Raw genomic sequence first — 24,088 nt, forward strand, 5'->3', positions numbered from 1 at the left:
TCAACTTGTTTTTTAAATATTCCAAAAGATGTTTTATCAGAGATTTTTTATAAGGGTTGGGCCAAGGCCCAACAAATTCACGGAACGTTGAAAGCTGAGAAAATGTTGGGCTTTCGCCCAACCTACACACTAAATTCTCATTGAAGAGGCAGCTTCAATAGACTCATGGAAAGCTTCCGCTAAACCACTCTCTAAACGAATTTCACCTTCCTCTACAGGACGCCGCCAAAAAGAAACCGTAGTTTTACGCTGCGGAGGAATTTCATTACCAATTTCTTGGTACCCTGAAGAAATTTCTTCATGCTGGCTCACTGCTGGTTCTCTTCGCGAGTCAAGATTGTAATGAGGCTTGCCGATTTCCTTACTTCTCTTAGTATGTTCTGTTCGCCTCTCAACTAGCATAAGACGCAAACTCTCATAGCTGTCTGAGTCTTGTACCTCCACCATCACGTCATGGGCAAAAGCTAATTTTTTTGTGGAAACATCTTTGTTTCTAAAAATAAAAGTAATTATTTGTTGAAACCAGCTTGTGCGTAATTGAATATAATTCAACAAGGGTTGATAAATTTTTTGCTTTTCTTCACGGGGCATTTCATAGCCTTCGAGAGATAAAGACTCTTGGCCATAAACTGCTTTTAGGTCCTCAATAAATTGAATTGTACTGGTATTTTCTTCCGCTTTTCTTTTAAAAATGTTTCTGGAACTAGTAATGGTTGCTCCATTTTCTTCCAACCATGCGTCTATTTGTGTGCTAATAGTGCCGTTTGTTATCGTTAAAAGCCGTTGCTTTAATGCTTCCAACGCGTCAATTTTGTCTTGGGCGCTACGGCGAAACCAGTTCGCTGGTGAGCGAAACTGTTGAATATGTTGATCGATTTCATTAATGACTGAGAAAACTGGATCTTGAATAACAAATCGCTTCCGCAGTTCATTTTTTAATTTCTTAGCGAAAGCAGCATCTTTATTGTCTGATTCGTCAGCCTTAGATTTGGCCAGATCATAAGCCCCAGTAGCATTCATATTGTTATAATCTACATTACTAAAATCTGAAGCTGAAACTGTGTGCTCAGAACTCTCATCTTGTTTTGGTAAAAGCTCAGGCTTAACGATGGCAGCTCGACAGGCTGTAAGATAGTCAAAAGCCTGAGGAGACTTTGTGCCAGACTGATACTGTCGGGTTGCTATTTCGACAATTCTATTAAGATCTCTTAGGGATAAATGCGACATTTTTTTACTTCCTTAAAATACGATTTATATTCGCGGCGTATTTTACCCTATAAGTCATAAAAAAATCTAATTATTTATTACTTAGAATAATTGATTTTATTTTGCGCAAACATAAATCGGTTATGAATGCCTATTTTTTAATTTATCAGACTTAATATTGACCTAATAAATTCTCTTTATAATGCTAACCAGTTTCTATCAACACCAATGTGCTTATGTTAAGAAAAACACTAGTTCTTATTTCTCTTTTTCTCTTTTCATTAAATTCTTACAGCTATAAATTTGACACTATCGTCAGCTTTGGTGACAGCTTGTCTGATAATGGTAATTTATATCAGTTTATAGGCCAGATCATTCCTAAATCACCGCCCTATTATGAAGGCCGTTTCAGTAACGGGCCGGTATGGATTGAAAATTTATATCAAACTTATTTTGCTAATAGTAAACCAGAGAACCTCCTTGATTTTGCAGTGGGAGGCGCCGGAGCCATCCTCTCTTATAAAGAAAATTTACCTTATACCTTGGACGCAGAGCTCAATGATTATCTGTATTTACATAATTTTACTAATAAAAATAAGACCTTATTTATTGTTTGGATTGGCGGGAATAACTATCTTAATGGCCCCACCAATGTGGATGAGATTACCACCTCTGTAGTGGATGCTATTGGGAATAATCTCAAAGCATTAGTTGAGCGTGGTGGGGTCATGTTTTTAGTCGTTAACCTACCTGATCTGGGTAAAACACCAGAAGCCGCAAGAAGTAATAGTCAAGATTTGTTAACTAAATTAACCCTCACGCATAATCAAAAATTACTCGATAAATTGAATGCATTGAAAGAAGAATACCCTAATGTCAGTTGGACTTATTTTGATGTGTATAGCTTGCTAAATCAGGTGATGGACTCTCCTCAACAATATGGCATGAGCAACATCACTCAACCTTGTTATACAGGGGGTTTCTACGGTAGTTCTGCCGCTGCAAACGCTGCAAATAATCCCGTGCAACTTAATAATTATTTAACTCAGCAAGCGCAAATAAAAGATGTCAATTTAGACGAAAAAACGAAACAAGCTATTCTTGAAAATCCAGCGCTTAGAGAAGCGTTGAGTATGAGTTATCAAAACCAAATTCAACCCAGACTAGCTGCTGACAATGCTTCTTGTGAAGGTTATTTATTTTGGGATCACGTTCATCCTACAGCGCCTATTCATCAATTAATTGCGCAAAATGCAAAATCGGTATTGGATGAAGCAGGATTGGATCCGATTAAATAGCTAGAAAGCATTGGCGAACCAGATCATGCCGCGAGTTTCTCCAGAAGGTAAGTTGGGTCAAGCTCAGCTTACCATTCAACCTAGAAAATCAAACAAACCTCAGCTAAGATGTAACCCGCAACAAAGTTCCAGTATACTTATTTACTAAGTTTTCGATTCGGTCAACCGATGAATAATTATTCCCTCTATCATATTTTTATTTTTCTTGCAGCAGCCTGCATCATCATACCGCTGGCTAGCCGTTTTAAAATTGGTTCAGTGTTGGGCTATTTAATCATCGGGGTTCTTATTGGCCCTTTTGGCTTTAAATTGATAGGTAACGCTGAACAGATTATGCACTTTGCTGAGTTTGGCGTCATTATGATGCTTTTTCTTATCGGTTTGGAACTTGAACCAGAAACCTTATGGCGACTGCGCAAAGCAATAATCGGCTTAGGCAGCCTTCAAGTTATTTTGACTGCTTCAATTCTTACGCTTGTAGGCATCCTACTCGGCTATGATTGGCGAATTAGTATAGCGGCTAGTATGGCCTTGTCCTTGTCTTCAACTGCGCTGGTTTTGCAATCCCTGCAAGAAAAGAATTTAATGCATACAACAATCGGTGAAACGTCTTTTGCTATTTTATTGTTCCAAGATATTGCCGTTATTCCAATTCTTATCATCTTGCCATTATTGGTTATGGAAGGCGTAACCCCCATAGCCAAAACTGGTCTGCTTAGCTCCTTGCCCGGCTTGGAACAAGCTGGGATTGTCGCCGCTCTTATTGCTACTATCATTGTGATCGGGTATTTTTTTTCGCATTATTTTTTCTACATTATTGCGCAAACCAATTTGCGTGAAGTCTTTACTGCAACGTCATTAGCTTTGATTGTTGGCATTACTTTATTGATGCAGACAATAGGCATTTCGCCAGGTCTCGGAGCGTTTGTTGCCGGTGTCGTACTTGCAAACTCCGAATACAAGCGCACTTTAGAAACTGATATTGAACCATTTAAAGGTCTATTGCTTGGATTATTTTTTATCTCTGTGGGTATGAGAATGGATTTTACCATTCTCGCTCAGCATCCGGTTTATTTACTGGGAACTATCGCTCTTTTTATTACAATCAAAGCATTAATTCTTTTATTTCTCGGTCGTAGCTTTGGGCTCAGCAGAGTACAATCCATAGGAATAGCTCTTTTGTTGTCTCAGGGAAGTGAATTTGCTTTTGTCTTATTCCAATTTGCTTCTTCTTCGGAAGTTATCACTGAACCTTTAACAGATTTCTTTATTTTTGCGATTGCCTTATCTATGGCGACGACACCTTTATTGATGATGATTTACAGGCGTTTCATAGTTCCACGTTTTATGAGCAACCTACCCCCTCGATACGATACTATCGATGAGCAACACGCTGTTATTCTCGCTGGTTACGGACGTTTTGGCCAAATTATTGGCCGTTTCCTTAATGCTCAAGGGGTTAATCTTACCGTGTTGGAAAATGATCCTGAGCAAGTTGAATTACTGCGTAAATTCGGATTTAAAGGTTATTTTGGTGATGCCTCACGGTTGGATTTACTTAAAAATGCAGGCGCCGATAAAGCAAAATTGCTTATTGTCGCTGTGGATGATCCTGACACGAGTTTAGATATAGTAAGACTTGCTAAACAAGAGTTTCCTCAGATAAAAATCTATTCCCGTGCCCGCAACAGACGACATGCTTACGAATTACATAAGGAAGGTGTCGATTATTTTAGACGAGAAGTGTTTGATTCTTCCTTAACTATGGCGCAAGAAGTCATGACATTTTTAGGTTATAACCCTGATACTATGCGCAGAAAAGCACGTACCTTTAAACATTATGATGAACGTAATTTAGTGAAGTCCTTCGAGTTTTTTGAAACGGAACACGAGTTGATAAATTTTTCACGACAGGCTACAGGCGAGCTTGAACGGGTATTGCAAGAAGATAGAATATCGACAACTAAAATAAAGAAGCGTGATGGGATAGTTGGGTCAAAATGACCCAACCGTATTTACCGTCTAACTAATGTTATGCATTTTGTTGTAGCGCTCGATACTGGATAATATTTCTTGTCGAGCGGCTTCAGGACCTTCCCAGCCATTTAATTTGACCCATTTTCCTTCCTCAAGATCTTTATAATGTTGGAAGAAATGTTCAAGGGAGAGTAATAAATGACGAGGAATATCTTCAAAAGTCTTTATTGAGTCATACATTTTACTCAATTTGCTGGTAGGAACAGCCAATAGCTTCGCATCAACGCCTGCTTCATCCGTCATTTTAAGCATGCCTACTGGACGACAAGGAATAACTGCTCCACTGATTAAAGGAACTGGCGTAACAACTAAAACATCAACAGGATCACCGTCTTCAGATAAGGTGCTGGGAACATATCCATAATTAGTAGGATAGAACATTGCTGTTGTCATAAAACGATCAACAAACAAGGCCCCCGTTTCTTTATCGACTTCATATTTTACCGGCTCCCCATGCATAGGGATCTCAATGATGACATTGATTTCATTAGGAATATTACGACCGCTTTTAATATCCATTAAACCCATTTTTAGATCTCTCAATTAATAAGACTCGCTATTATGCGCAAAATAGGTTTAAAAGGCAAAATTTAACCCATCGATCGATTTCAGAAATTTATGTAAACACAGGGTCTGTTGTCAATTCCTTTGTCAGGGTATAATCCTTCGTTTAGCTAAAACCCATCAGGACGATCATGAGCTGCTTATTTTGCAAAATTGTATCAGGAGAAACTCCAGCGAAAGTGGTATTTGAAGATCCAGAAATAATAGTCATTCGGGATATAAAACCACAAGCACCCACGCATTTGTTGATACTTCCTAAGCAACATATTGCTACAATTAATGATACGGATAGCAAAGATGAACAACTTTTAGGGCGCATGATACTTACGGGAAAAAAGATGGCTAAGGCGGAAAAGCTTAGCGACGATGGGTACCGTTTAGTTTTTAATGTTAACTCTGGTGGCGGGCAGGAAGTTTACCACATTCATTTACACGTATTAGGTGGTCGTCAGATGACATGGCCTCCTGGTTAGGGCAAGAAACAATGCAAGAACTGTACAAACAAATTTTAGAATCAATCGGTGAAGATGTCGAGCGTGAAGGGTTGCGAGGTACGCCAGAGCGAGCTGCCAACGCACTTCGCTATCTTACGAAAGGATACCACGAAAATCTTGATGAAATTATTAACGATGCGTTGTTTGACTCCGATATGAGTGAGATGGTAATCGTTAAAGATATTGAAATGTATTCTATGTGTGAGCATCATTTACTCCCTTTTTTAGGCAAATGTCACGTAGGTTATCTACCTAATGGGAAAGTGTTAGGCTTATCTAAGATTGCACGTATCGTAGATTATTTTGCACGACGATTACAAATCCAAGAGCGTTTAACCTCAGAAATCGCTGATTGCATTGCCTCAATTACAAATGCACGCGGTGTCGCAGTTGTGATCGAAGCAAAACATCTTTGCATGATGATGCGCGGTGTTGAAAAACAAAATTCAATTATGACGACCTCAGTTATGCGAGGTGAAATGCGTGATAGCTCCTCGAGTCGCAGTGAATTTTTACGTTTAATTTCTAAAAGCTAATGGTGAAGCAAATAGCTTCATCATTCTAGCCTAAGTTACTTTTCTTAATATTTTGATCATTTTGATCAATTTTCGTCATTCTTACCTATACTGATAATAAATCGACTTAGCTGTCTATTCTAATCAAAAAGTTAGAGCCTTTTACAAGGAGGTTGCAAATGCAAAAACTAGGCATTGTTGCACTTTCAGTTTTTCTGGTGAGCTGTACAACAACTGGTAGTGGAAACTTACCCACTGGAGGGCCAGCAGTTACTTCCGTTTTATTTGATAAGCCCTATGGTACTTCGGCACCATTAGACAATCCACCGGTTGTATACACTGATCAAAATGAAAAACCGTTGAATTCCCAAGACATCAAAGCAATTAATGAAGCAATAGCTGCGGGACATCAGAAAAACTGGGCACCACAGGAAGAGGTTATGCAACAACACATGAGCGATGAAATTTAATTCTTTTTATCACAGCGCATTAGGACCTAAAACAAGAGCCGATGCGCTTCACCTTTTCAGCTCTATCTTCAAATCTCACAATAAGATCCTATAGATATAGTTTTATTGCTTTCACAAAAGATATAAGAACTACCAAGTATGAAATCACCTTTAATCCCTCAACGGCACTAATTACTGAAATTGCGGGGTAATCATGCCATCACCTAAAAGTAAACCTGCCCAATAATGCCAACATAGAAACATGCGGTAGAGTTTGCTGTAAGTCATAAATAGGACTCGTTCCTAAGTCGCTGTATACAAGACCAGTGCAGCTAAAGATAAGGGGAGAAGTTTTTGCCTTTCATCGGCATCCCTCCCATTTATCTAACACTAATTCTATAGAGTATAATGACTTTTCCGAGTTTGACAGCACAAATCAGGTTTCGATTAGCACAGCGTTAAGAAATTTGTTGTCACCCTGCGAAAGCTGGAATGACAATTCAAACATTAAGAGGCTCCGAGATTTCATTCACTCGGAGCTCTCTACAGGACAAATTACTCTTCTGATTTATCTTCTGCTTCCGCTTCAATTGAACCTGTTTCTTCAGATTCTTGTGCTTGCGGAGCATCAGTTTCTGCTGTTTGTGGCTTATCTTTCCACTCCAGCTTCACTCGGCCTTGTTTATCCACGCCAGCAACGTAAACCTCAATTTCTTGTCCTTCACTTAGCACTGCCTCAACTTTTTGTGAGCGATCAGAACAAATTTGCGAAATATGCAGAAGTCCATCTTTACCAGGTAATAAATTGATGAATGCACCAAAATCAACAATCTTACTGACTTTCCCTTTATAAGTTTGTCCCACTTCGACTTCAGCAATTAGGGCCTTAATTTGACGTTGAGCTTCTTCCAAAGCATCTGCATCAGGTGAAAATAGCTGTACAACACCACTATCATCGATGTCGATGGAAACCCCAGTGCTTTCGATTAGACCTTTAATCGTGCTACCACCTTTACCAATGATTGTACGAATTTTATCTTCAGCAACTTTCATAGTTGTAATTCTAGGAGCATGTTTTGACAACTCCTCACGATGTTCAGAGAGCGCAGTATTCATAACGCCAAGAATATGAATTCGGCCGGCTAATGCCTGATCCAAAGCCTGCTCCATAATTTCTTTTGTAATCCCAGTAATTTTGATGTCCATCTGCAGAGCAGTAATACCTTTTTCAGTTCCTGCAACTTTAAAGTCCATATCGCCCAAATGATCTTCATCACCAAGAATATCCGTCAGTACTGCGAAGCGATCATTTTCTTTAATTAGACCCATGGCAACCCCAGCAACTGGTGCTTTTAGAGGTACGCCAGCGTCCATTAAAGCCAAACTTGTTCCACAAACAGTTGCCATTGAACTTGAACCATTCGATTCAGTAATTTCTGACACCACACGGAGAACGTAGGGAAATTCACTTGCAGTAGGTAGCACCGCCATTAAGCTACGTTTAGCTAAACGACCATGACCTATTTCGCGTCGTTTTGGACTTCCTACCATGCCGACTTCACCAACAGAGTATGGAGGAAAGTTATAATGCAACATAAATCTATCTTTTGATTCACCACTGAGGCTATCTAAAGTTTGTGCATCACGTTCATTACCCAGAGTAGCTGCTACAACGGCTTGAGTTTCACCGCGAGTGAATAATGCCGAACCGTGCGTTCTTTCTAAGAATTTGGTACGAATTGCAATTGGACGTACAGTTTTTTGATCACGTCCATCGATACGTGGCTCTCCAGCAAGAATACGATTTCGTACAATTGCTTTTTCCAATGAACCTAAAACGTCACTTATTTGATCTTCTTTGAGCTCTTCACGTTCGCTCATTACTCTATCAACAAGCTGCTGTCTAATTTCATTCAGACGCTGATAGCGCTGTGTTTTATCTTTGATTAGATAAGCTTCGTTAACTTGGTCGGTAGCTAATTCTGCTACTCGTGTGGCAAGTCCAGTATCAACTGGCGGTGCCGTCCAATCCCAGCTTGATTTACCAACTTCTGCTGCCAACTCTTTTATTGCTCTAATTACGCCTTTCATCATCTCATGGCCATATAATACTGCACCAAGCATGACTTCTTCACTTAATTCTCGTGCTTCTGATTCAACCATGAGAATGGCATCTTCAGTTCCGGCTACAACTAAATCGAGATCAGATTCAGCTATTGCTTTAAAGCTAGGATTAAGTGTGTAGATACCCTCTTTATAACCTACACGCACTGCGCCAATAGGGCCTTCGAAAGGAATACCAGAGATGGCTAAAGCCGCTGAAGCGCCAATCATAGAAATAATATCAGAGGGCACTTCAGGATTTAATGACATCACTGTTGCAATAACTTGCACTTCATTATAGAAACCATCTGGGAATAAGGGTCTCAATGGTCTATCCATTAATCGTGAAGTCAAGGTTTCAAGTTCACTTGGACGACCTTCTCGTTTATTAAAGCCACCTGGAATTTTACCCGCGGCGTAGGCTTTTTCTTGATAGTTAACTGTCAAGGGGAAAAAATCATTGTTCTCCGCACCCTCTTTCTTAGCTACCACCGTAACCAGAACTTGTGTGCCTGCCATACTGGCAAAAACGGCACCATCTGCTTGTCTTGCTATTTCACCTGTCTCGAGCACAAGTGTATGCTCACCCAATCGAACTTCTTTAGTGATTTTAGCCACGTGAGTCACCTCTTAAAATTGGAATCCTAAAACCGCGATACAATCTGCCGCCAAAGCTGCAGCGAATCTTAAAGTATTTTTGATAACTTCCTATTTCACTCTATCAATGAAATATATTCCTCATTATCAAAAAAACTCTAACACTCACAGCTTCTGCATCCTCGCGCCAATCAACGCGATATTTAGGATGTTAATAATGAAAAAAAGGCGCAGAATACTGCGCCTTTCCTTTGAATTAGATCGTTGAACATGTTAGCTCTATTGAACATTGCTTTCTTATCAATAGGAATCTCGCAAGCCCAAACTTTGGATCAGAGTTTGATAACGCTCATGATCATTTTTTTTCAAATACTTGAGCAACTTGCGGCGCTTATTTACAAGCTCTTGCAAGCCTCGTCGCGAATGAAAATCTTTTTTATTAACTTTAAAATGGTCTGTTAAATACTTAATACGACCCGTCATTAATGAAACTTGTACTTCTGGTGAGCCAGTATCATTCTCAGCTCGCTTGTACTCATTAACAATTTCTGCTTTTTGTACGCTAGTTAGCGACATATTCACTCCCGAAGATAGCTATGTATTCTTTCAAAGGGGAGCATTCTACCAAGGCATGAGAATAGACACAAGTATTAGATGATAATTTGTGCAATATTTTATTTAAATAAATAAGCACTTGAGAGGAGTTCATCTCGCTTTAAAATGCCAGCAGACGTCTCACGCTCAAGCTACCATCCTCTTTTAACTCACCTAAGCCAATAAATTCATCCTGCAAATAAAGACGAACCTCTCCCCTAATATTACTTTCTTTTCCTTGAATCGCCTTTCCCTGACGTAGTGCCAATAACTCATCCGCATCTAATTGAACAAGAGGTAAATAATTTACCGCACGCTCCATTGGCAATAAGTAACTTGCTAATTCGGTCGTTGCGTTTTGTAAATCATCTATAGTATACATCCGCTCATCGACGAATCCTGCCGTGTTTATTCGATGAAGTTTAGTGACGTGTGCCCCAACACCAAGAAAATCGCCGATATCCTCAACTAAATTACGAATATAGGTTCCTTTTGTACATGACACCTTAATGTCGAAACTCATTCCATCAAAAGCAATTAACTGTAACTTATGAATGGTAACGTCACGCGCTTCACGCTCAATTGAGACTCCCTCTCTTGCGTATTTATACAACGGTGTTCCTTTATGTTTTAAAGCAGAAAACATCGATGGAATTTGTTTAATTGGGCCTGTAAATTGCTGCAGAGCAGAAAGCACTTCACTTTCTGTTAACTGAAAAGGGGGCGCTTGCTCAAGCACTTCTCCCATAGCATCACCAGTATTCGTTTTTATTCCCAATAAACCCGTTGCCTCATAAGATTTATCCGCATCGAGCAAGTATTGGCAAAACTTAGTCGCTTCTCCAAAACAAATCGGTAACATACCTGTTGCTAAAGGATCAAGACTCCCAGTATGACCTGCTTTTTTTGCACGGTATAATCGCTTCACTTGCTGTAAAACAGCATTTGATGATAAGCCTTGAGGTTTATTTACTAACAAAATTCCATTGATCGCTTGATCGCACTCAACCTTGTTCATCTTCATTATCAGTTGGATTTAAATTATCGATCAAACGGCTCAGACGTCTACCGTATTCTACTGATTCATCATAGACAAAATGCAGTTGTGGTACTGTGCGAAGTTTTACACTTCTTGCTAAGGCAGTGCGTAAATAACTCGCAGCAGAGTTTAAAATTGCCGTTGTTTTTTCAACATCGGCATTTAAAACTGTAAAATAAACTTTTGCATGTCCTAAATCCGCGGCCACCTTTACTGCCGAAACTGTCACAAATGGCGGCAAACGCGGATCTTTGATTTCCTGCTGAATAAGTTGCGATAGCTTGCGTTGCATCATTTCTGCAACGCGGTCTATACGCTTAAAGTCATTACTCATAAATCACGCTTAATTTCTATTGTCTCAAATACTTCGATTAAATCACCACTCTTAACATCATTGTAGTTCTTCACGCCAATACCGCATTCAAATCCTTGGCGTACTTCGATAACATCGTCTTTAAATCGTCGTAATGATTCTAGTGTTCCTTCATAGATAACCACGTTATTTCGGAGTACACGGATTGGATTATTACGCTTAATGATTCCTTCAACAACCATACAACCTGCAATTGCACCCAGTTTTGGTGAACGGAATACATCACGAACCTCAGCAATACCGATAATCTCTTCTTTAAATTGAGGAGCAAGCATACCGGTTAGAGCACCTTTCACTTGATCCACAATGTCATAGATAACACTATAGTAATGTAAAGATACGCCTTCCTGTTCTACCAAACGCTTAGCACCGCTATCCGCTCGCACGTTAAAACCAATTAACAAGGCATTGGAAGCAATTGCCAAATGGACATCGGACTCAGTGATACCACCAACCCCACTTGCAATGATTTCTACCTTGACTTCATCTGTAGAGAGTTTGACTAAGGCATCTGCAATTGCTTCAACAGAACCTTGTACATCGGCTTTCAATACAACATTAAGTATCTTCGCCTCAGCTGTCGTCATGGTTTCCAGAATACCTTCGATAGTCGATTTTTGTCGTCTAGCTAATTTAACATCGCGGTACCTTCCTTGACGGAATAGAGCTACTTCACGAGCTCTTTTTTCATCAGGAACCACAACAGCATCATCACCTGCATGAGGAATTGCTGAAAGACCAAGAACTTCAACAGGAATAGAAGGGCCTGCGCTATCAACTTGAGTACCATTATCACTTACTAATGCACGGACACGTCCATACTGCAATCCAGCGAGTAAAATATCGCCTTTATGTAGAGTTCCACTTTGAACGAGAATAGTCGCCACTGGACCGCGACCTTTATCGAGTCGTGATTCAATTACTACACCTTTTGCCGCCCCGTCGGTATTAGCAGCTAACTCTAAGACTTCAGATTGCAATAACACAGCATCTAATAATTCATCAATACCATCGCCTGATTTTGCTGAAATTTTTGCGAACATGGTATCGCCGCCCCATGCTTCAGGGATGACATCATGCACTGACAACTCATTCATTACTCTATCAGGATCAGCATCTGGTTTGTCCATTTTATTAACAGCAACAATAATAGGAACATTAGCTGCTTTCGCATGCTGAATTGCTTCAATTGTTTGAGGTTTGACTCCATCATCTGCAGCTACGATCAAAATAACGATATCAGTTGCTTGCGCACCACGGGCTCTCATCGCGGTAAAAGCGGCATGTCCTGGGGTGTCAAGAAAAGTAATTTTTCCTTTTGGAGTAACCACATGATAAGCACCAATATGTTGGGTAATTCCACCGGCTTCGCCTGCAGCTACTTTGGTTCTGCGGATATAGTCAAGCAAAGAGGTTTTACCATGATCCACATGACCCATGATTGTCACAACGGGAGCACGAGACTCCATGAGACTACCTTTACTTAACGCGTCACCTAAATCTTCTTCAATCGTATCTTCTTTAATTGGTCGTGGCCTGTGCCCCATTTCTTCGACGACAATAATGGCAGTATCTTGGTCAATTACCTGGTTGATAGTAGCCATTGCTCCAAGCCCCATCATCGCCTTAATCACCTCTGCTGCTTTAACTGACATGCGCTTTGCTAATTCAGCAACAGTGATTGTTTCTGGAAGTGCCACATCACGAACCACCGGGGCAGTAGGCATAGCAAAACCGTGCGTTAAAGCCTCTTCTGCTTCACGATACTTATCTGATTTTTCATTCGGCTTACGCTTCTTCACTTTGCCACGCTTATGACGACCTTGTACACCGCGTTCATCCTCGTCTCGCTCAGGCAATTGATATTTACTTTTTTTCTTAACTTTTTTGTACTCCATCTCGGATTCGACATCAGTTTTTTCGCTATGCTTTTTCTTGGAAGTTTTTTCTACTTTTTCCGAAGCATCCGGAGTAGCAGGCTCATTGGTTGTTGTAAGTTCAACATCAGTTTGGCCTGATAGATTTTCTTTTTTCTCTTCTGAATTGGTCTCAGTGAGCTTTTGATCGATCTGTTCTACTTCCTGCTCAGTCTTTTCGCCCTCTGTCGATGCAACCTCTGTCTCAACTGGAATTTCTGTCTCTAAAGCAGTTTCAACCCCATTATCTGTTTCAACTGGAAGTACTTGCTCTTCTTCATGCTCATCTTCTTGTTGCTGATCAACGAGTGTACTGCGTTTAACGTAGGTGCGTTTTTTACGTACCTCGATACTCACGGTTTTTCCACTATAACCATCATGACCAACTTTGACCTGCGTCAAGCTTTTGCGCTTTAAAGTAATGCGTTCTGGAGTAGTACGTGATTCACCATTAGCATGGCTCTTTAAATGAGTTAGCAATATCCGTTTCTGCTCTTCATTGACCGTTTGGGTATCATCAGTAAATGATAACCCTGCTTCTTGTAACTGGGTCAATAGGCGCTCAACAGGGATACCAACGACCTGCGCCAATTGTTTAACCGTCACATCCGCCATAAATTTAACCCCCCTTCAGCAATTTCTATCTATTAAATTGCTTTTAATTCTAATGATTCGTACGCTAAATCAGCGCAAGAAAAATAAGGCATCTGTTGCCTCAAATAATTTTCAGCTAGGTAAATGATAATATTATATTCGCCTAGTTTTATTGAAACCAAGGTTCACGAGCTTTCATGATTAATTCACCCGCTTTTTTTTCTGTCATTCCAGGAATATCAAGTAATTCATCGACTGAATGCTCAGCTAGCTCTTCCATGGTTGTTATTCCTTTACTTGCTAAACTAGTCGCCAATTCTTCTGTCATTCCTTCCATTGTAAGAAGGGAATCAGAAGGACTACCAGCTAAACCCTGACCAGAAGTTAGTGCTTGAGTTAATAGCATATCATTTGCTCGGTTTCTTAACTCTTCTACGATTTCTTCGTCGAACTCTTCGATTGCCATTAACTCTTCTTTGGGAACATAAGCAATTTCCTCTAATGAAGAAAATCCATGTGCAACCAAGAGACTGGCAATCTCTTCATCAATTTCCAGGGTAGAAGTAAACAAGTTAATGATCTTGCTTGATTCTTCCTGGCTCTTATTGTTGAATTCTTCGATAGTCATAACGTTCAACGTCCAACCTGTAAGCTGGCTTGCTAATCTTACATTTTGTCCATTTCGGCCAATTGCTTGTGACAATTGATCCTTTTGTACTGCCAAATCCATTGTATGGCTATCTTCATCCACAACAATAGATGAAATTTCAGCAGGTGCCATAGCATTGATAACGAGTTGAGCAGGATTATCATCCCACAGAATAATATCAACTCTCTCGCCGCCCAATTCGCTAGAAACAGCCTGTACCCTTGCTCCACGCATACCAACACACGCACCTACAGGATCTATTCGTCCATCATTTGTCTTAACAGCAATTTTAGCACGATTGCCAGGCTCACGTGCAGCTGCTTTGACATCGATTACGTTCTCACCAATTTCAGGCACTTCTATTCGGAACAATTCGATAAGCATTTCGTTACGAATGCGGCTGACAAAAAGTTGTGGACCTCGCGATTGCGGAGTTATTTCATACAAATAAGCACGCACTCGATCGTTTGGTCTGAACATTTCATTTGGAAGCATTTCTCCACGTGGCATAAATGCTTCTGCTTTTCCGCCCAAATCAATAATTATGTTATCGCGAGTTACCTTTTTAACCGTACCATAAACCAGCTGACCAAATTTATTTTTAAACTGATCAACTACTTGTTGTCTTTCCGCTTCACGAACTTTTTGCATAATAACTTGTCGAGCCGTTTGAGCAGCAATTCGACCAAATTCAATCGATGCCATTGGCTCTTCAATTTTTCCACCAAGATCAATGGTGGGTACACGCTCTTTGGCTTGCTCTACTGTAAGTTCTCTCTCTGGGAACTTAAGCTCTTCATCAGAAACAACATCCCAGTATCTGAATGTTTCATATTCTCCAGTTCGAGGATCAAGCCTCACTCTCACACCAATATCTTTATCGGTAAGTTTACGAGTGGCAGATTCAAGCGCAGCCTGAATCGCTTCCAAAACGACTTCTTTGCTTACACCTTTCTCGTTGGATAATGCCTCAGCAACTAATAACAATTCTTTGCTCATTGTTCGCCTCTCACTCACCTATCAAATTTGCTTTTACTATATGGGAAAATGGTATTTCTATTTTTTCTTCGCCCATTTGTAGTATCAATACATCTTCACTTACATCTAAAATGGTACCCTTTAATTTACGACTACCATTGACCGGTTTGAATAGTTTAATTTGAACATCCTGTCCTAAATATCGTTTATATTGTTCTTTATAAAATAGAGGACGCGGTATGCCGGGAGAAGAAATCTCCAAACTATAGTTACCCGGAATAGGGTCTTCAACATCCAGGTATGCGCTTATTTGCTTACTTACTCGTTCACAATCTTCAACGTTAATTCCATCCTCTTTATCTATGTAAATACGTAGTAGAGAATGTTTACCTTGCGATAAATATTCACATCCCCAAAATTCGTATCCTAGATCTTCAACAAGAGGCATTAACATCGCTTCAATTTCGTTTCGTATCATAACCTACTCATTAGTCGGCTTTTCTAAATCTAAACTAGATTCAGGCACCCTTTTCGAAATGATTATCTTTAACGAGTCATCTTGATGAATATGGTAGTACCCAAAACTACCGAATAAAACATAATAAAAAACCCCAAAAATGGGGTTTAATAAAATTGGTAGCGGGGGCAGGATTTGAACCTACGACCTTCGGGTTATGAGCCCGACGAGCTACCAGGCTGCTCCACCCCGCATCAACTGAGGGGAAGTATACTCACCCTTCCTAAACTTATCAAGTATTTTTATTGGTTAATACAGAATTCCTTACACATATTCATAAATGTCTGTTTTCAGTTAAGCCTAGCCGTACGAAATTAGGGAGAAAGGTTTCTCAGGTTCTTGTTTATGGTGTCTGGGCCACGTCAAATAAGGCTTCATGGAAACTGTCATCGCAGTACGGGCTGTCCTGGATCATTCGTAAAACTCAGCTTGAATGGATTTGTTCAATATATTAAACCTACCTGTCTAGGGTTAGGTAGAAACCTGGCTGTTCTAATAGTGCAAAAGGAAGAAGTAGTCGTATGGTTGAGCGCAATGGCACTTATCTCTAGGGCCCTAGAACCTGAGGTAACGTGCCTTTGGATAGAAAGGGTACCTAAGGCAGTTGTACAATGCAACCATACAAAATTGAGAAAATGAGCCTGCCTTTAGCTTTTCCTTAACCAGAAAAAGCATTCATACAAGCAGTCATTAATGCCGATGGAAATATTCCAAAATACAGTAAGGCAAGACAATTAATTGAATATATTATATTCATCGGAACAGAAAGCTTAACCGGTGTATTATCGGCCGCTTCATCAAAGTACATAACCTTAACGATGCGCAAATAGTAATAAGCACCAATGACCGCAAAGAAAAGACCAAGCACTGCAACCCAAGTTAAATTGACATCAACTAAAGCTTTTAAAACTAGCAACTTAACAAAGAAACCAACTGTTGGCGGTACACCAGCCATAGAAAACATAACGATCAACATCATAAACGCGAGCCATGGATTTCTTTTGTTCAATCCTTTTAGGTCATCAACGTTTTCAATTTCTAATCCTTTATTTGACATCAATGTGATTAAGCCAAACGCAGCTGCTGTCATGAGAGAATAAATCAATACATAATAAAGAGCGGCAGCATAGCCTTCAGGAGTAGCAGACAAAAGCCCGAATAAAGAATAACCTAAATGCGCAATGGCAGAATAAGCAAGAAGACGTTTTATATTATTTTGTACAACTGCTAATAGATTACCTAGACCCGTTGATAATAATGCCATTACTAATAAAAGTTGTTGCCATTGCTCTATCAAACCAGGTAATCCTAACCCTATGATTAGTATACGCATGGCCATACCAAGGGCCGCAATTTTAGTCGCAGTACCGATAAATAAAGTCACTGCTGTTGGAGCACCTTGATAAACGTCTGGAGCCCACATGTGGAAAGGTATTGCGGCTAATTTGAATCCAACACCGGCGATAATAAAAACTAATGCAAATGTTAACAATGCGCCATGCTGTTGTATACCGTTGCTGGAAATTGCATTGGCAATATCCATAAGATCAAGTTTGCCAGTCGCTCCATAAAGAAGTGACATACCATAGAGTAACATTCCTGATGCGATAGCTCCCATAACAAAATACTTTAACGCAGCTTCAGTAGCATCACTATTGGAACGACGTATTGCGGTCATTGCATAAAGTGGCAGAGACAATAGTTCCAGCCCTAAATAGATTGTCAACAAAGAATGCGCCGAAACCAAAACCATCATTCCTAGTGTAGAAAAAAGGCCAAGTACATAATAATCACCTTCGGGCATTTGGCGTTCAATAAGATAGGATCTCGAATAGATAAAACTCAGAAAAACAGAGATATAAATGAATACTTTCATTAGTTGAGCTAGATCATCACTAATAAACTGACCACCTAGAATTACTGTTTTAAAATTACCAATAAATAAAAGGCTAACACAGGTTGCAAGTGCTAATCCTATGGTAGTGCATATTATGGTAATCGCTGGAAGACGATGACGAAGAAAAAGGTCAGCAAGCAAAGCAATGCAAGCCGTAACCAATATAATCATCTCTGGTAATGCAAGATGCACATTTTCAAGTAATGCTATCGTCATGTTTGTATAACCTTCCAACCTGAAGTTAATTTATAGTTTTGATTTATCTGCCTGTGCAAGCGTATGACTTACGGTTTGATGCACATAATCCAACATTGGCTTAGGATAAACACCTAATGCTACAACCATAAAGGCTAGCAATGTATAGGCAGATATTTCAAAGCCTGAAAGATCTTTTAATTGAGCTACTTTTTCATTAGTCACAGGTCCGAAAATTACCCGCTTATACATCCATAGCGTGTAGGCGGCTCCAGTAATCAGGGTTGTCGCTGCCCAAAAAGCAATCCAAAAGTTTGATTTAATACTTCCTAGTATTACCATAAATTCGCCTACGAATCCGGAGGTTCCAGGAAGGCCCGCATTGGCCATCGCAAAAAGCATGAGAAAGGATGCAAATATCGGCATCGTATTAACGAGACCACCAAAGTCTTTAATTTGACGAGTGTGCATCCGGTCGTAGATAAAACCCACGCCAGCAAAGAGGCCGCTGGAAACAAACGCATGTGAAATAATAATCACAATGGCACCTTCAAGCACTAGACCCGCATTATTTAAGCTAGATTGATGGGCAATACTGAATATTGCGAAACATCCTAAAGTTACAAAACCCATATGCGAAATTGACGAGTAGGCAATCAAGCGCTTCATGTCTTTTTGAATAATTGCTATCAAGCCGATATACACAACAGCGATAAGTGATAAAGCAATCATCACCATTGCATATTTATTACATGCATCAGGAACGATGGGCAATGCAAAACGAATAAAACCGTATGCCCCTAGCTTGAGTAAGATTGCTGCTAATACTACAGAACCACCAGCCGGTGCTTCTGTATGTGCATCAGGTAACCAAGTATGCACAGGAAACATGGGTATTTTCACTGCAAAGCTAAAGAAAAACCCGATTAAAATCAGGGTTTGCGCAGTCATACCTAGTTTAAGTGCATAGAATGTTTCAATTTTAAAATTACCAGCTTGGTATCCCATATATAAGAATGCAGCAAGCATTAACACTGAACCAAGGAAGGTATAAAGGAAAAACTTAATTGCAGCATAAACTCGGTTGGATGAACCCCAGATACCAATAATCAAATACATTGGAATTAAAGTGGCTTCCCAGAAAATATAAAATACGATGGCATCGGTTGCTGCGAATACACCAACTAATAAACCTTGCATAATTAAAAACGCAGCCATGTATTGACCCACGCGCGTTTCAATACTTTCCCAAGTAGCAAGAATGACAATGAGAGTAGTAAAAATGCTTAGGACAATGAGGAGTAACGATAATCCATCGATTCCTAAACTATAATTAATTCCCAAAGCAGGCATCCAAGCAATGTCTTCAATGTATTGCATGCTATATGTATTAATATCGAATCCGGAAACCAACGGAATGCACATGATTAACGTTAAAATTACCGTAAATAACGATAAATAACGTGATACATTTGGATTCTTGTCATCACCAGTGAGAAATACAAACACTCCTCCGATGATAGGTAACCAGATCAGTAAATTGAGCAAATGATGCATACCTTCACCTTATAATCAGCCAAGTAACAACCAGCATAGGAAAACAAAAAGACCTAACACCATAAAAGTTGCATAATGGTATAAATATCCACTTTGTATATTTCGGCCCTTTTGTGCAAACCATCTAATCGTGCGGCCCGTTCCATTAACAACCATACCATCAATAAGTTTTTGATCACCTATCTGATAGAAGAATGCGCCTAAGCCTTTTGCACCACGAACGATAACATGATCGTTGAATGCATCAAACCAATATTTGTTCACTAGAGCTCTATAAATCCAAGAAAACTTTTGTGAAATTTTAGTTGGTATAGTTGGAACAGCAATATAACAAATCCAAGCCACAGCAATCCCGGCAATAACTAGCCAGAAAACTGGAGTAAGAACAGAATGTAATGCAGCTTGCAAAGGTGAGCCCACTTCTCGCGCTATCTCTGCCATAACATTAAGATCTGGAAGTACAAATAGAGTATTACCAAACAAAGAAGGGGTATTAAAAAGCATTGGCTTATAGAGAATGTAGCCAATGATTACTGAAGGAATAGCTAGCAGTACTAGAGGCAACCATACAACCCAAGGTGACTCATGGACATGAGAAAAACTATGTTCGTCCATTCGTGGCTCACCATGGAAGGTCATAAATAAAGCTCTAAAGGTATAGACTGCTGTGACAAACGCTCCCATTGCCACGCAAAAATAAGCATAGCTTGAACCCGGAATCTCAGACAATTTCGCGGCTTCAATAATGGTATCTTTTGAATAAAAACCAGCAAAAGGCGGAATAGCACAGAGAGCTAAACTACCAATTACGAAAGTAATATAGGTAATTGGCATTTTTCGCCATAGTCCACCCATTTTACGCATATCTTGTTCGTGATGCATACCAATGATAACGGAACCTGCTCCCAAGAATAATAGCGCTTTAAAGCACGCATGAGTCAATAAATGGAAGATACCAGCGTTAAAGGCAGAAGCTCCCATTGCCACCATCATATACCCTAGCTGCGATAAGGTTGAATAAGCAATAACGCGCTTAATATCATTCATTACTATTGCTAAAATCCCTGTAAATAAAGCACCTGTTGCGCCGATAACAAGAATTACACTCAGTGATACAGTTGATAGCTCAATCAAAGGTGAAATTCTTGCGATCATAAACACCCCAGCGGTAACCATCGTTGCAGCATGGATTAACGCCGAAATAGGTGTCGGACCTTCCATCGATTCGGGTAACCACACATGAAGCGGCACTTGCGCTGATTTACCCATAGCACCCACGTAAAGCAATAAACAGGTGACTGTGATTACGGACCAAGGATGACCAGAGAACAATTCTATACTTTGATTTGCTAAACTGTTTGCACTACGGAATACAGTTTCATAATCTAAGCTTCCGGTATAGCTAAAAACCATCGCAATACCTAGGACGAATCCGAAATCGCCTATGCGGTTAACAATGAATGCTTTTAAACCACCCTGAATCGCTGATTCTTTTTGGTACCAGAAACTGATAAGTAAATAAGATACTAAGCCTACACCTTCCCAGCCAAAGAAGAGCTGCAAGAAGTTGTTAGCTGTTACTAGCATTAACATCATGAAAGTAAATAGCGATATATAACTAAAGAAACGCTGATAACCGTCATCATCTACCATGTAGCCAATGCTGTAGATATGAACTAAAAAGGATACGAAGTTAACCACTACTAGCATAATGACTGTAAGTCGATCGATCAAAAACCCAATGTTAAATGAGTAAGGAAATATATCACCGCCATTTGCCCAAGTATACAGATTGACATTGACTGCTTCGGATGCCCCACTCAGCATTTGTGCGGCAACATATAAAGATAGTAAAAGAGATATGCCTACGCCAGCAATAGTAACAGTCTGAGCGCCAATTCGGCCTATTTGGTTACGAAAAAAACCTGCAATCACTGAACCAATCAGAGGTGCCAGAACAATTATTAGACATAGTTGTTGAATGTTCACGTTGTTAACCTTTTAAATGATTCATCTTATCAACATCGATATTGCCCCGATTACGGTATAGCAACACCACTATAGCCAAACCGATAGCTGCTTCCGCAGCTGCAACGGTTAGTATAAAAAAGACAAATATCTGTCCAGCTATCCCTCCATAATAATGAGAGAATGCAATAAAGTTAGTGTTTACAGCAAGCAGCATTAACTCAATGCATACAAGCAACAGTATGATATTTTTGCGATTTAACATAATGCCGACAAGGCCGAGGCCAAACAAAATTGCAGCCAATATCAGATAATGGAGTACTGGTATCATTTATCTTCCTAGTGTTTATTTCTCTGATTTCATTTTGATAAGTTTTACTCTGTCTTTAGGACTCGTCATAATCTGCTGTTTGATATCTTGGCGCTTAGAGCGAATTGCTCCACGATGCGCTAAGGTAACTGCAGATATTATCGCCACTAAAAGTAGAGCCGCTGCAATTTCAAATGCAAGGATATAATCGGTATAAAGCACCAAGCCTATTCTTTCAGTATTAGATGGCTGAATTACCGGCGCTAAATAATTCTCATTAGTGCTAGATTGATAGGTTTCTGTAACCGTGCCTTTCTCAACACCATTGGTAAAGCTTCCTTCTGGTAAAGCAACTAATAACAAGCCGACAAGGAGGGCAACCAAAATAAGGGCGAAGGGCAAATATTTTAGAAAATGTATTTTCATCGACTCAACATCAATATTGAGCATCATGACTACGAATAAAAACAAGGTCATTACAGCGCCAACGTAGACCAAAACAAGTATCAAAGCTAGAAATTCAGCTTCTGCAACTATCCAAATTACTGCACTTGCGAAGAAAGTTACTACTAAAAAAAGTACACAACGTACCGGATTATTTTGAGTAATAACCATCAATGCCGACAGAATTGCTAATCCTGCGAATCCATAAAAAACAATCTGTAAAAATATGTCATGCATTTTCTAACCCCGTTAGCGCCATTCTTTATCTGCTTCTCTGTCTGCAGCTAATTTCTTTTCCATTAAATCACCCACAGCAAGCAATTTTTCTTTTGTCATTATATTTTGCCCACGTTCGCTAATATGATAATGGTGAATTGGTGTAACAACGATTGAATCAACCGGACAAGATTCTTCACATAAACCACAGTTAATGCATTTAAACATGTCTATATCATAGCGTGTAGTGCGGCGTGAGCCGTCTGCTCTTGGCTCTGATTCAATCGTAATAGCTAGTGCAGGACAAACCGCTTCACATAATTTACAGGCAATACATCTTTCTTCACCATTCGGATAACGACGCAGTGCAAGTAATCCTCGGAATCGTGGTGACAAAGGGGTATGTTCCTCTGGAAATTGCACTGTCACTTTTTTCTTAAAGAAATACTTTCCCGTTACTTTCAAACCGGATAATAGTTCCAGAAGCAGAAAGCTGCGAAGATAATGTTTGATGTATCGATATACTTTTTTCATTAGCCTGCTCAATTACTGGTTAAAACCACGGTTTAAGGTGTGTCAGGACCATTAATGCTGTCACTACAATCCACACAATAGTCATAGGAATCAGTACTTTCCATCCTAACCGCATTAATTGATCATAACGGTATCGCGGGAAAGTGGCACGAATCCACAAATAAACAAACAGAAAGAAAGAAATCTTTAATAATAACCAGACAAATCCCGGGACAAAAAAGAAAATATCTTCGAGTGCAGGTATTCCTTCAAAAGGTGATAACCATCCTCCAAGAAATAATAACGCCATGATCGCAGAAATAAGAATCATGCTGGCATATTCAGAAAGGAAAAATAGAGCAAATCCAATTCCTGAGTATTCTACATGGAATCCAGCCACGATCTCTGACTCACCTTCAGCCAAGTCAAAAGGAGCCCGGTTTGTCTCAGCGATTCCTGCAATCCAAAAGGTCATGAATAAAGGAAATAAGGGTAAAAACCACCAATGCCAAATACCGCCACGTTGTGATATAACAATATCACTTAGATTCAAGCTGCCTGCGGCTAGTAAAACACCAACAATTGAAAAGCCCATTGCAATTTCATAAGATACGGTTTGTGCAGCGCTTCTTAGTGAACCGAACATGGCATATTTTGAGTTGGATGCCCAACCAGCAATTAATACGCCATATACGCCTAATGAACTCATAGCAAACAAATATAGAAGCCCAGCATTGATGTTTGAAAGAACGATGCCCTGCGAAAAAGGAATTACAGCCCAGCCCGCTAACGCAGGCGTCAATGCAAATAAAGGAGCTATCACAAAGAGATATTTGTTCGATTTTGTCGGAACAATGATTTCTTTTGTAATCAGTTTAAGCAAATCAGCAAAGGGTTGTAATAATCCTTTTATACCGACGCGATTAGGTCCTATTCGCACCTGAATATAACCAATGACTTTTCGTTCAGCATAAGTCAGGTACGCAACTCCAAGCAAAAGTGGAATCACAATGATTAGAATTTTTATAATAATCCACAACAAAATGCCAATGTCTTGTAGCATAT

The 24,088-nt window shown here is 39.7% G+C and carries 20 protein-coding genes, 1 tRNA gene and 2 pseudogenes; 5 read left to right on the plus strand and 18 right to left on the minus strand.

The features are described 5' to 3' along the window. Positions 1-129 precede the first annotated feature (129 nt). Entirely contained in the window at positions 130-1,227 is a 1,098-nt protein-coding gene (locus Ldro_RS07885; protein ID WP_058495849.1) for a hypothetical protein, read from the minus strand. Positions 1,228-1,442: 215 nt separating this feature from the next. Here Ldro_RS07885 and Ldro_RS07890 point away from each other — a divergent pair, with 215 nt between their 5' ends. Next, positions 1,443-2,504 carry an SGNH/GDSL hydrolase family protein gene (locus tag Ldro_RS07890; RefSeq protein WP_058495850.1) on the plus strand — a complete coding sequence of 354 codons (1,062 nt, stop codon included), beginning with the start codon at positions 1,443-1,445 and terminating at the stop codon, positions 2,502-2,504. Between the two features lie 168 nt (positions 2,505-2,672). Then, entirely contained in the window at positions 2,673-4,508 is a 1,836-nt protein-coding gene (locus tag Ldro_RS07895; RefSeq protein ID WP_058495851.1) for a monovalent cation:proton antiporter-2 (CPA2) family protein, read from the plus strand. A gap of 18 nt (positions 4,509-4,526) precedes the next feature. On the opposite strand, the gene ppa is transcribed toward Ldro_RS07895, so the two are convergent. Continuing rightward, positions 4,527-5,069 (minus strand): inorganic diphosphatase, encoded by a 543-nt coding sequence (gene ppa / locus Ldro_RS07900; protein ID WP_058495852.1) that lies wholly within the window; start codon positions 5,067-5,069, stop codon positions 4,527-4,529. Positions 5,070-5,236: 167 nt separating this feature from the next. On the opposite strand from ppa, the gene Ldro_RS07905 reads away from it, so the two are divergent. The 3 genes from Ldro_RS07905 to Ldro_RS07915 all read left to right on the plus strand — a co-directional run bounded on the left by Ldro_RS07905 (position 5,237) and on the right by Ldro_RS07915 (position 6,584). Then, a complete protein-coding gene (locus Ldro_RS07905; protein WP_058495853.1) occupies positions 5,237-5,578 on the plus strand; it encodes a histidine triad nucleotide-binding protein in 342 nt (113 codons plus the stop codon). Between the two features lie 11 nt (positions 5,579-5,589). Continuing rightward, entirely contained in the window at positions 5,590-6,135 is a 546-nt protein-coding gene (folE, locus tag Ldro_RS07910; protein ID WP_058496092.1) for a GTP cyclohydrolase I FolE, read from the plus strand. A gap of 158 nt (positions 6,136-6,293) precedes the next feature. Next, a complete protein-coding gene (locus Ldro_RS07915) occupies positions 6,294-6,584 on the plus strand; it encodes a hypothetical protein (RefSeq protein ID WP_058495854.1) in 291 nt (96 codons plus the stop codon). Positions 6,585-7,118: 534 nt separating this feature from the next. On the opposite strand, the gene pnp is transcribed toward Ldro_RS07915, so the two are convergent. The 16 genes and pseudogenes from pnp to nuoH form a co-directional block, all read right to left on the minus strand. After that, positions 7,119-9,284 carry a polyribonucleotide nucleotidyltransferase gene (pnp, locus tag Ldro_RS07920; protein ID WP_058495855.1) on the minus strand — a complete coding sequence of 722 codons (2,166 nt, stop codon included), beginning with the start codon at positions 9,282-9,284 and terminating at the stop codon, positions 7,119-7,121. A 279-nt stretch (positions 9,285-9,563) separates the two neighbouring features. After that, positions 9,564-9,839, minus strand: a complete 276-nt coding sequence (gene rpsO, locus Ldro_RS07925) for a 30S ribosomal protein S15 (RefSeq protein ID WP_058495856.1) — start codon at positions 9,837-9,839, stop codon at positions 9,564-9,566. A gap of 139 nt (positions 9,840-9,978) precedes the next feature. Next, positions 9,979-10,875: a tRNA pseudouridine(55) synthase TruB gene (truB, locus tag Ldro_RS07930; RefSeq protein ID WP_131764239.1), complete on the minus strand. Its 897-nt coding sequence runs from the start codon at positions 10,873-10,875 to the stop codon at positions 9,979-9,981. Next, a complete protein-coding gene (gene rbfA, locus Ldro_RS07935; RefSeq protein ID WP_058495858.1) occupies positions 10,862-11,230 on the minus strand; it encodes a 30S ribosome-binding factor RbfA in 369 nt (122 codons plus the stop codon). The genes truB and rbfA overlap by 14 nt, the downstream gene beginning before the upstream one ends. Then, positions 11,227-13,224: pseudogene (gene infB / locus Ldro_RS07940) on the minus strand (translation initiation factor IF-2); the annotation flags it as partial. The gene rbfA and the pseudogene infB, both read right to left, overlap by 4 nt. Positions 13,225-13,376: 152 nt before the next feature. Continuing rightward, positions 13,377-13,800 (minus strand): annotated as a pseudogene (locus Ldro_RS16995) (translation initiation factor IF-2 associated domain-containing protein); the annotation flags it as partial. Positions 13,801-13,948: 148 nt separating this feature from the next. After that, complete coding sequence (nusA, locus tag Ldro_RS07945; RefSeq protein ID WP_058495860.1) at positions 13,949-15,427, minus strand: transcription termination factor NusA; 1,479 nt, start codon at positions 15,425-15,427, stop codon at positions 13,949-13,951. A 10-nt stretch (positions 15,428-15,437) separates the two neighbouring features. Next, the gene (gene rimP / locus Ldro_RS07950; protein WP_058495861.1) at positions 15,438-15,884 is read right to left on the minus strand and encodes a ribosome maturation factor RimP; all 447 of its coding nucleotides are present in this window, start codon (positions 15,882-15,884) and stop codon (positions 15,438-15,440) included. A gap of 156 nt (positions 15,885-16,040) precedes the next feature. Next, a tRNA-Met gene (locus tag Ldro_RS07955) sits at positions 16,041-16,117 on the minus strand. 464 nt (positions 16,118-16,581) lie between these two features. Continuing rightward, positions 16,582-18,036: an NADH-quinone oxidoreductase subunit NuoN gene (nuoN, locus tag Ldro_RS07965; protein ID WP_058495863.1), complete on the minus strand. Its 1,455-nt coding sequence runs from the start codon at positions 18,034-18,036 to the stop codon at positions 16,582-16,584. A 30-nt stretch (positions 18,037-18,066) separates the two neighbouring features. Then, positions 18,067-19,572, minus strand: coding sequence for a complex I subunit 4 family protein (locus Ldro_RS07970; RefSeq protein WP_058495864.1), 1,506 nt, complete (start codon positions 19,570-19,572; stop codon positions 18,067-18,069). A gap of 15 nt (positions 19,573-19,587) precedes the next feature. Further along, positions 19,588-21,561 carry an NADH-quinone oxidoreductase subunit L gene (gene nuoL / locus Ldro_RS07975; RefSeq protein ID WP_058495865.1) on the minus strand — a complete coding sequence of 658 codons (1,974 nt, stop codon included), beginning with the start codon at positions 21,559-21,561 and terminating at the stop codon, positions 19,588-19,590. Between the two features lie 4 nt (positions 21,562-21,565). Beyond that, positions 21,566-21,871: an NADH-quinone oxidoreductase subunit NuoK gene (gene nuoK / locus Ldro_RS07980; protein WP_058495866.1), complete on the minus strand. Its 306-nt coding sequence runs from the start codon at positions 21,869-21,871 to the stop codon at positions 21,566-21,568. 15 nt (positions 21,872-21,886) lie between these two features. Next, positions 21,887-22,531, minus strand: a complete 645-nt coding sequence (locus Ldro_RS07985) for an NADH-quinone oxidoreductase subunit J (protein ID WP_058495867.1) — start codon at positions 22,529-22,531, stop codon at positions 21,887-21,889. A 12-nt stretch (positions 22,532-22,543) separates the two neighbouring features. Continuing rightward, on the minus strand, positions 22,544-23,044 hold the full coding sequence (nuoI, locus tag Ldro_RS07990; protein ID WP_058495868.1) for an NADH-quinone oxidoreductase subunit NuoI: 501 nt from the start codon (positions 23,042-23,044) through the stop codon (positions 22,544-22,546). 19 nt (positions 23,045-23,063) lie between these two features. Continuing rightward, a complete protein-coding gene (gene nuoH / locus Ldro_RS07995) occupies positions 23,064-24,086 on the minus strand; it encodes an NADH-quinone oxidoreductase subunit NuoH (protein ID WP_058495869.1) in 1,023 nt (340 codons plus the stop codon). Between the last annotated feature and the right edge of the window lie 2 nt (positions 24,087-24,088).

It is taken from the genome of Legionella drozanskii LLAP-1, assembly GCF_001467585.1.
GTDB classification, from domain to species: domain Bacteria; phylum Pseudomonadota; class Gammaproteobacteria; order Legionellales; family Legionellaceae; genus Tatlockia; species Tatlockia drozanskii.